Here is an 8,233-nt window from a genome sequence, read left to right as displayed (position 1 = left end):
TGCACGCAGTCTAACGTATGTTTCATTGCTGAGCGAGCTAATCACTTGGGGTGTGCCGGCTGTTCTGGAAATTATCTCTCCCGTTTCCATTTGAAATGGCGCTTTCAGCCATCTCTCAATGTACAGTAGAATCCACTGTTCCTTTACATGTTTTCGAACTGCTTTCATTAGCAGTTCATGGTCAATGTTATCAAACAGTCCCTTAATATCCAAATCGATGACATAATCGTATTTCCAGCTTCTCTACCTTGCCATTCCTACCCCTCGTTTTGCGCCTGATGGTGTTCGTGTTCCTCGGGTCGGAACTTTGCTGCCCGGCTTCCTTCAGATTCCACCTCACGGTGGACACCCTTGCCTTGAGCTAATAGTTGGCGCTACATACCCCCATAACGGACTTTCACCGTCTAGTTAATCGCCATGCGTGGCGCACGTTAAAAGGTTCCATAAAAACTTATTAAATTTTTATTAACATTTCTAATGATACTAATTACAGTGAACTCGTTCAGCTAAAGCTGAACATCGGGGCTTCAGCTGGACTCTACCCCACCATACTTTCGTCGCATTAGCATTCGGCTTACCTTTTCCTATATGCACGTGAATCGGCTCGTTATTTTCATTCGACCAAAAATACACGAGATATTCGCCAATCCGAAACAGGCTAGGCAATTTGGATACCTCCTGCAGCAGCATATTTATATAGCAAGTGAGCATTGCTGTGCAAAAATTTATCAAAGTTTTCGGTTTCGTCAGCTAAAGTCATGTATGGATACATCATGGCTCATGACCTCCTATGCTTTTATACCTGTAGTATACCACAAATTGGATTTCTTTGTTCCCTTATCTAGTTCAACTCTATATACAAAAAATCAACTAAATTTTTATAGTGATTTTAAAAAAATCTTAATTTTTTTAGTAAAAAATGCTGATCGAAAGTGTACCATAATTCAACCGTATTAGTGTGTGCCATAATGCATATTTTTCCGATTCTGAATCGCTGAAAAATTGCATTTCTTGTAAAAATAAGGTGCTGACAGTCAAAATTTCACTTGCCAGCACCTTATTTTTTACTTTATCAAAACTATCCTAATCCCTTATGTTACAAGACTTTCGCCCCACATACCTTACTTCTATCCTACGTCACCTTTCGTATTGATAGCCGCCTGGGCCGCTGCAATCAAATAGGACCAATCTCGTTTTTTCACATTATGGAACACTTGATTAAATTGGAATCGGCTTTGTGTTATGCCCATACTATGTGCAATTAGATACCTACTACTTTGCAATAATGGGCACCCATAGTTCTTGCTCAATTTCTGCTCCAGGAGCCAAATAATTTTCTATACAGGGATGATTTGCAAGCTCATAGCCCGATGTAGGAAGCCATTCTGTATATAAACGCTTCCAAGCACTAACATTGTTGTTGGGGAAAACGGCATACGCACATGGAGGAAGTATTAGTTCTTCCATGCCGTTTGGGATATCACAATCATATCTACATCCCATGAGCAAATCAAAGGTTTCGTCCTTAAGGGATGCTTCATTACCAAAAATACCAAGCAACCCTTCAAGTTGGCACTTTGGATTTTCCCAAGACATATCAATTAGTTTTTGTAGGAGTCCACTTGATTGTGCGTTTGCCCATAATTGAGGAATGGTCTTGAAAGCATCAGCGGTTTTTACAGTTTCTCTTTTGACTGCACAACGAAGGCTGCAGTCAATATTTTCAATTCGATAATCCATCTCAGAAGCTCCTTTTATAGTAATTTGAAAAGACATGCGAGCATATGCTTTTAATTGAGCACTGTTTTTACGAACGGCTACAGGCGTAACGCCATGCAATTGACGAAAAGCTCTCGTAAAGGCATCTGGAGAACTATAGCCGTACTTTATAGAAACATCTATAATTTTCACATCGCTTTTCTGTATTTCAAAAGCTGCTAGGGTAAGCCTTCTGCGACGAACATATTCAGATAGAGAAACATTCGCTAAAGAGGAAAACATTCTTGAAAAATGGAACTCAGAGCAACAAGCAATTTTTGCAACATGGGAATAGTCAATCTCATTATCAAGATTGTTTTCTACATAGTCAATCGCGCTGTTGAATCTGTTCAACCAATCCATACACTCACACCCTTTTCATGAATTACTATACATCAACAATCGACAAGAAACCCTGCAATTATTGCCCAAATTTGCAGGTATAAATCCATAACATATAAATGAACGATGAATGCTTGCAAAATAAAGCAATTCATACTTTGCCGCACCAAAAAGTGTTCCATAATGCATGTTTTTCTCATTATGAATCACTCAAAAAAAGACTGCTTTTATCAAAAACAAGGTGCTGACAGCCAAAATTTCACCTGCCAGCTCCCTGTTTATCTGATATAAAAATATTCTCAACTCGTTATGGCGCAAGGATTTCACGCCATGTGTCCTACACTCAACCCAACGCTTACTAAGCCTTCAGCGCCGCCTGGGCCGCGGCTATCAAAATAGACCTATCGAAATTTTTCACCATTATGGAACACCTTTACCGATTATAGATTGCTTTTCTATTTTGTGTCTCTTATTTACCAAATAAATCCGCATGCGTACCCGTGCGCGTAAGCGTGAGTATCAAAGCGTCATTTTCAATAATATAAATCAACAGCCAGTCCGGCTGTATATGACACTCACGAAAACCCGCAAAGCTGCCGCTCAAAGCGTGATCGTTATACTTTTGTGCCAGTAGGCATCCGTTGGCCAGCTCTTCGACAGCATACTCAAAAAGCTTCGGATCACAACCGCGCTTCATCATCAGCCTGAATTCCTTCTTGAAGCGCGAGGTTTTATTAATCCTCATCATCGCTATTCAAGTCCTCCATCAGTTCAGCTACACTATTGTAACTTTTCACCGGGATTTTACCTGTTGCGATATCACGAGCCTCCCGCATGGCGGCAAGCGTTTCAGCGTTGTATTGAGGATACTTTACCTCAAACGGCAGACCCCCTACAAGGAGGATTTGGTGGAGAAATATATTGACTGCCTCAGTGGTCGAAAGTCCCAGCGTACTAAGCATGGCTTCCACATCAGCTTTAACATCAGGGTCAACGCGAATATGCAGTGTTTCTGATTTAGCCATATTACTCACCTCCTCTATCCATCATATTTATTGTATCACCTTTTGTTTACATTTATAAAGCAAACGTGTAACTTTTAGACTGACCTTACCCCACCTTTTTGTACCAGATTGTAAAAATCGATAAAAACAGGGTACTGTTAACGCACATCTGGCCACATCGAATCCGTCTTCTTTATGAACATACCAGGTCTTTCGACCACTTTTCTTGAATCCGTATTCTCCGGCCGTTGCCAAAGGGACGGGGTTATCGCCACACTAGTGTCAATAATCCCGTCCCTTTGTAACTTACTCAGATTGTTCCATATATTTTAGCCTTACTTTGATTGGTCTTTGTTGTTTACAGCCGCCTGGGCAGCAGCCAAACGGGCAATCGGCACGCGGAACGGTGAGCAAGAGACATAATTCAAGCCAACCAAATGGCAGAATTCGACTGAGTTCGGCTCTCCGCCATGCTCTCCGCAAATTCCCAGGGTTAGATCAGAATTAGAAGCCCGGCCAAGTTTTACAGCCATATCAATCAGCTTTCCAACCCCATCTCTGTCGAGGACAACGAAAGGATCTGTCTTTAAAAGGTTCTTTTCCAGATAAACCGGCAGAAACTTACCCTGAGCATCGTCACGAGACAGCCCCATGGTCATCTGAGTCAAATCATTGGTTCCAAAAGAGAAGAAATCAGCCACTGCCCCTATTTCGTCTGCCAATAGAGCAGCTCGGGGGACCTCGATCATGGTTCCCACATGATATTTGATTTGAGCATTTTGTTCGCTCATCACTGCTTGGGCCGTATCGTCAACCAGTTTGCGCATCATCACAAACTCTTCCTTGCCCATAGTAAGCGGAATCATGACCTCCGGATGAATATCACAGCCTTCTTTAACTAACCGGGCACTGGCTTGGAAAATAGCTCTGGCCTGCATCACCGTAATCTCAGGGAAAGAAACTCCCAAACGGCAGCCACGATGTCCTAACATAGGGTTAAGCTCGGAAAGAGCGCGGACTTTGCGTAATAAATCCTCTTTTTCACCTAGGGCTTTCGGATCGCTCTTGGACATACGAAGTTTCGTAATCTCAACAATCAGCTCTTCAGAATGCGGCAAAAACTCATGTAAAGGCGGATCTAAGAGACGAATTGTTACGGGGAAGCCTTCCATCGCTTTTAAAATACCATAGAAGTCTTCTTCTTGCATAGGCAGCAATTTAGCAAGAGCAACTTCACGTTCTTCCAAAGTTTGAGCCAGGATCATTTCCTGTACAATGGGAATCCGTACAGGATCCATAAACATATGCTCGGTTCGAGTAAGGCCGATTCCCACGGCACCAAAATTTCGGGCATTGGTAGCTTCTGACGGGGTATCAGCATTGGCCATAACCCGCAAACGGGCAATTTCATCGGCCCAACCTAAAAACTCTTTAAAGCCTTCGCTTAATTCAGGATCAACCATCTTCACTTCGCCTTTAATAACCCGGCCCGTTGCTCCATCAATTGAGAAAAGAGTTCCTTCCGGATATTCAACACCGTCGATAGCAACTAGCTTTTGAGCATAGTCGATTTTTAAAGCATCACATCCGCAGACGGCCGGTTTTCCCATGTGACGGGATACCACCGCCGCATGACTGGTCATACCGCCGCGGCTGGTTAAAATCCCTTGAGCCGCCAAAATACCGCGGATATCATCAGGGGTCGTTTCAGTACGAACAAGAATAACCTTTTCGCCTAGTTGTCCCAAGCGTTCTGCTTCTTCAGCACTAAAAACGATTTTACCCGATGCGGCACCCGGCGAAGCCGGAAGGCCCTTGGCCAGAATTTGGAGTTTCGCTTCTCCATCCATGCGGCGATGCAATAAATGATCCAATTGCCCAGGCTCTATGCGCATAACCGCTTCTTCTTTGGTAATCATACCTTCATGGTAAAGATCGACTGCCACCCGGATAGCCGCCGAGGCAGTTCTTTTGCCGTTGCGAGTTTGCAGCATATACAACTTGCCCCGCTCAATGGTAAATTCAATATCCTGCATATCCCGGTAATGAGTCTCCAGGCGTTGGGAGTTCTCTACAAATTGTTTGTATATATCTTCATTCTCCTGGGCTAAAGTAGCAATAGGCTGAGGCGTACGTATCCCCGCTACCACGTCTTCACCCTGGGCATTCATCAGATATTCTCCATAGAGGGCCTTCTCTCCGGTCGAAGGATTGCGGGTGAAAGCGACCCCGGTACCTGAATCTGATCCCATATTGCCGAACACCATAGACTGCACATTGACAGCCGTACCGATATCGTGGGGGATATTGTTAATGATGCGGTAGACATTGGCACGATCATTATTCCAGCTGCGGAAGACTGCTAAAACGGCCAGCTGCAGCTGTTCTTTAGGGTCCTGAGGGAACGGCTTTCCCGTACTGCGTTGAATGCGCTTTTTATATTCGCTGACCATCCATTTGAGACTCTCCGGGGAAAGCTCCGAATCAAAGTGAACCCCTTGCTTCTCTTTAGCGTTTTCCAGGATTTGTTCAAATAAGTAATGTTCAACTTCCAGAACCACATCGCCAAACATTTGAATAAAGCGGCGATAGCAGTCCCAGGCAAAACGCTCATTTTGCGTGTTGGCGGCCAGAGCCTCCACGGTATCGTCATTCAAACCCAGGTTAAGTACTGTATCCATCATACCCGGCATGGAAAACTTAGCTCCGGACCTGACTGAAACAAGCAGCGGATTTTTCTTATCGCCAAAGACTTTTCCCGCCGCCGCCTCAATCTCAGCCAAAGCCGGCCAAACTTGATCCCAAGTTCCTTCCGGAACATTCTCTCCGTTAGCGTAATACTCATTGCAGGCCTCTGTCGTAATCGTAAACCCGGGAGGGACAGGCAATCCGATTTGAGTCATCTCCGCTAAATTTGCGCCTTTTCCCCCCAGCAAATCACGCATGGACGCATTTCCTTCACGAAATAAGTAAACATACTTCTTAGCCATTTCGCTCCCCCTTAAATAATATTTCCAACACGATGCTCGCAGTTTCTTCAACCGCTTTGCCTGTGGCGTCAACAACCGGACATCCTATGCGTTTCATAATTCCGCGCGCGTATTCCAGCTCCTGCATGATTCGCTCCAGGTTTGCATAATCTGCCGATGCCCCTAAACCAAGGGTTTTCAGGCGTTCGGTTCGTATTTGATTCAAAAGTTCCGGCCGCAAGGTGAGGCCTATAATTTTCCGCGGCGAAATAGCGTAAAGCTCATTCGGAGGATTAACTTCCGGAACCAGCGGAATATTCGCCGCCTTCAGCCCTTTATGCGCCAAGTACATGCTGAGAGGAGTTTTTGAAGTCCGTGAAACCCCTATGAGGACGACATCGGCATAAAGAACCCCGCGGGAGTCTTTGCCATCGTCATATTTTACGGCGAATTCAATCGCTTCAACTTTGCGGAAATATTGTTCATCTAAACGATGAATAATATTGGGTGTATGCGTAGGCTCAAGTCCTGTCTGCTCGGAAAGGGCACCGATCAGAGGTCCCAAAATATCCACCGTTTTAAGCCCTCTCTCTCCGGCCTTCTTCTCCAAATAATCCCTGAGGTCTTTAAGTACCAAAGTATACACCAGGATAGCCTGTTCGGCTGCGGCTTCTTCCAAGATATCCTCTAAATGTGCTTGATCCCGTACGTAAGGAACTCGCCGAATTCGTGTTTTAATGCCGACAAATTGGGCTGCAGCCGCCCGGCCTACAAACTCGGCTGTCTCTCCGAGGGCATCTGAAATGACATAAATTACAGGCATCTGGCCCGTCACGTCCACCGACCACACCTCCTATTGATTCAAAATCCGTCTCCCAAACCTCTAATTCCTGGATTTCTGCTCCGATTACTAAAATTAAATATGTAAGCCACAGTTGGCTTCTCTAGGCGTTTACGGTCTCGTTTCCGCAATTTCTACGAAAAGCTTAGTTACATTCGTCTTTGTAAAGCGTCCCACGACTTCATAACGCTCTTCTCCGTTCTCATCAATAAATCCTTCAACCACCGGCAAGGAATCTACTTGATGTTGAACAAGCTTTCTGGCTGCACTGTAGACAGGTTCATCCGGTGTCGTCATGTAAATGTTCGGCATTCTTGTCATAATGACACCAACGGGAACTTGTTGAAGATCCCCCTTGCCGAGAGAAGCTTTCATAATATCTTTGCGTGAAATCATTCCTAAGAGTACCCGCTCCGGCCCAACGACCGCTAAACTTCCGACATTTTGCGTGAACATCGTCACGGCTGCCTCATAGATACTCGCAGTTTCCGGAATAGTTACCGGCATAGACTTAAAGGAGCAAACTCTCAATTGAAGCATCCGTTCCATGATCGGAGATGGCCCGAGATCATCCCGGTACGAGTACCCAACACGCGGTCTAGCCACTAAAACCCCGGACATCGTCAGAATCGTTAAATCCGGGCGGAGAGTGGCTCGCGTCAAATCCAGCTTTGCCGCTATCTTTTCACCGGTGATAGACCCTGATGCTTTCACTATCTCCACAATTCGCTGTTGACGTTCCGTCCATTCCAACCCATTTCACCTCTTAATGTTTCTTTCCATCCTTAATGTGACATACTAATGAGGCTTACATGCACGATTATATCACATTATATTGCTTACTTACTAGATAGTGAGCATAAATTTATTAAATCAAACCCAGTCAAAGGCGGCAATAAAGAAGACTTGATTCAGGCGGAGTTTACTCCAACTGAATCCTAGTCGCCCTTAACCAAGCACTTAACCGCTCTTGACTCCCCGCTGGCCAACGCGGGAGTCAGAGAGCGGATTAGTCAGCGGATAAACTCTTACCGTAATATATCTTAAGGTTGGAGTAATCTGCATCATTAAGTCCTTCTTTCAGAATATCCCTCATCGCTTCTTCTAAGCTAAAATGCTCAATTCACCGATACAAACCAGCAATTTTACAAACTCACCCACCAACGCAAGCCGGTTAATTTTCAAATCGGCATCTTCAACCATAATCATTACGGCTTGGAACAAAGCCTCGATCAGAGGAACAAGCTCGCCGGCTAATTTATACGCCTCATCAAGGGCTCCTTCCGCCAAAGCCTTTTCAAAGCCCTCTCTGCGCCCGG

Annotated in this window: 7 protein-coding genes and 1 pseudogene; all 8 read right to left on the bottom strand. The window is 44.8% G+C overall.

The features are described 5' to 3' along the window. Positions 1-483: 483 nt before the first annotated feature. Entirely contained in the window at positions 484-666 is a 183-nt protein-coding gene (locus REC12_RS15430; protein WP_308895992.1) for a DUF4160 domain-containing protein, read from the bottom strand. A 606-nt stretch (positions 667-1,272) separates the two neighbouring features. Next, on the bottom strand, positions 1,273-2,121 hold the full coding sequence (locus REC12_RS15425; RefSeq protein WP_308895990.1) for an AraC family transcriptional regulator: 849 nt from the start codon (positions 2,119-2,121) through the stop codon (positions 1,273-1,275). Positions 2,122-2,569: 448 nt separating this feature from the next. Then, positions 2,570-2,848 carry a type II toxin-antitoxin system YafQ family toxin gene (locus REC12_RS15420; RefSeq protein ID WP_308895988.1) on the bottom strand — a complete coding sequence of 93 codons (279 nt, stop codon included), beginning with the start codon at positions 2,846-2,848 and terminating at the stop codon, positions 2,570-2,572. Then, a complete protein-coding gene (locus REC12_RS15415; protein WP_308895986.1) occupies positions 2,835-3,125 on the bottom strand; it encodes a type II toxin-antitoxin system RelB/DinJ family antitoxin in 291 nt (96 codons plus the stop codon). Before REC12_RS15415 ends, REC12_RS15420 begins: the two co-directional genes overlap by 14 nt. 314 nt (positions 3,126-3,439) lie before the next feature. Next, a complete protein-coding gene (gene ppdK, locus REC12_RS15410; protein ID WP_308895984.1) occupies positions 3,440-6,094 on the bottom strand; it encodes a pyruvate, phosphate dikinase in 2,655 nt (884 codons plus the stop codon). Then, a complete protein-coding gene (locus REC12_RS15405) occupies positions 6,087-6,908 on the bottom strand; it encodes a pyruvate, water dikinase regulatory protein (protein ID WP_308895994.1) in 822 nt (273 codons plus the stop codon). Before REC12_RS15405 ends, ppdK begins: the two co-directional genes overlap by 8 nt. Positions 6,909-7,025: 117 nt before the next feature. Then, on the bottom strand, positions 7,026-7,667 hold the full coding sequence (gene ccpN / locus REC12_RS15400) for a transcriptional regulator CcpN (protein WP_308895982.1): 642 nt from the start codon (positions 7,665-7,667) through the stop codon (positions 7,026-7,028). 351 nt (positions 7,668-8,018) lie between these two features. Beyond that, positions 8,019-8,233: pseudogene (locus REC12_RS15395) on the bottom strand (glycine--tRNA ligase subunit beta); the annotation flags it as partial.

The organism is Candidatus Desulfosporosinus nitrosoreducens, from assembly GCF_030954495.1.
In the GTDB taxonomy this organism is placed as follows: domain Bacteria; phylum Bacillota; class Desulfitobacteriia; order Desulfitobacteriales; family Desulfitobacteriaceae; genus Desulfosporosinus; species Desulfosporosinus nitrosoreducens.
The sequence above is the reverse complement of the archived record's forward strand: the minus strand, read 5'-3'. Positions and strand labels throughout refer to the sequence as shown.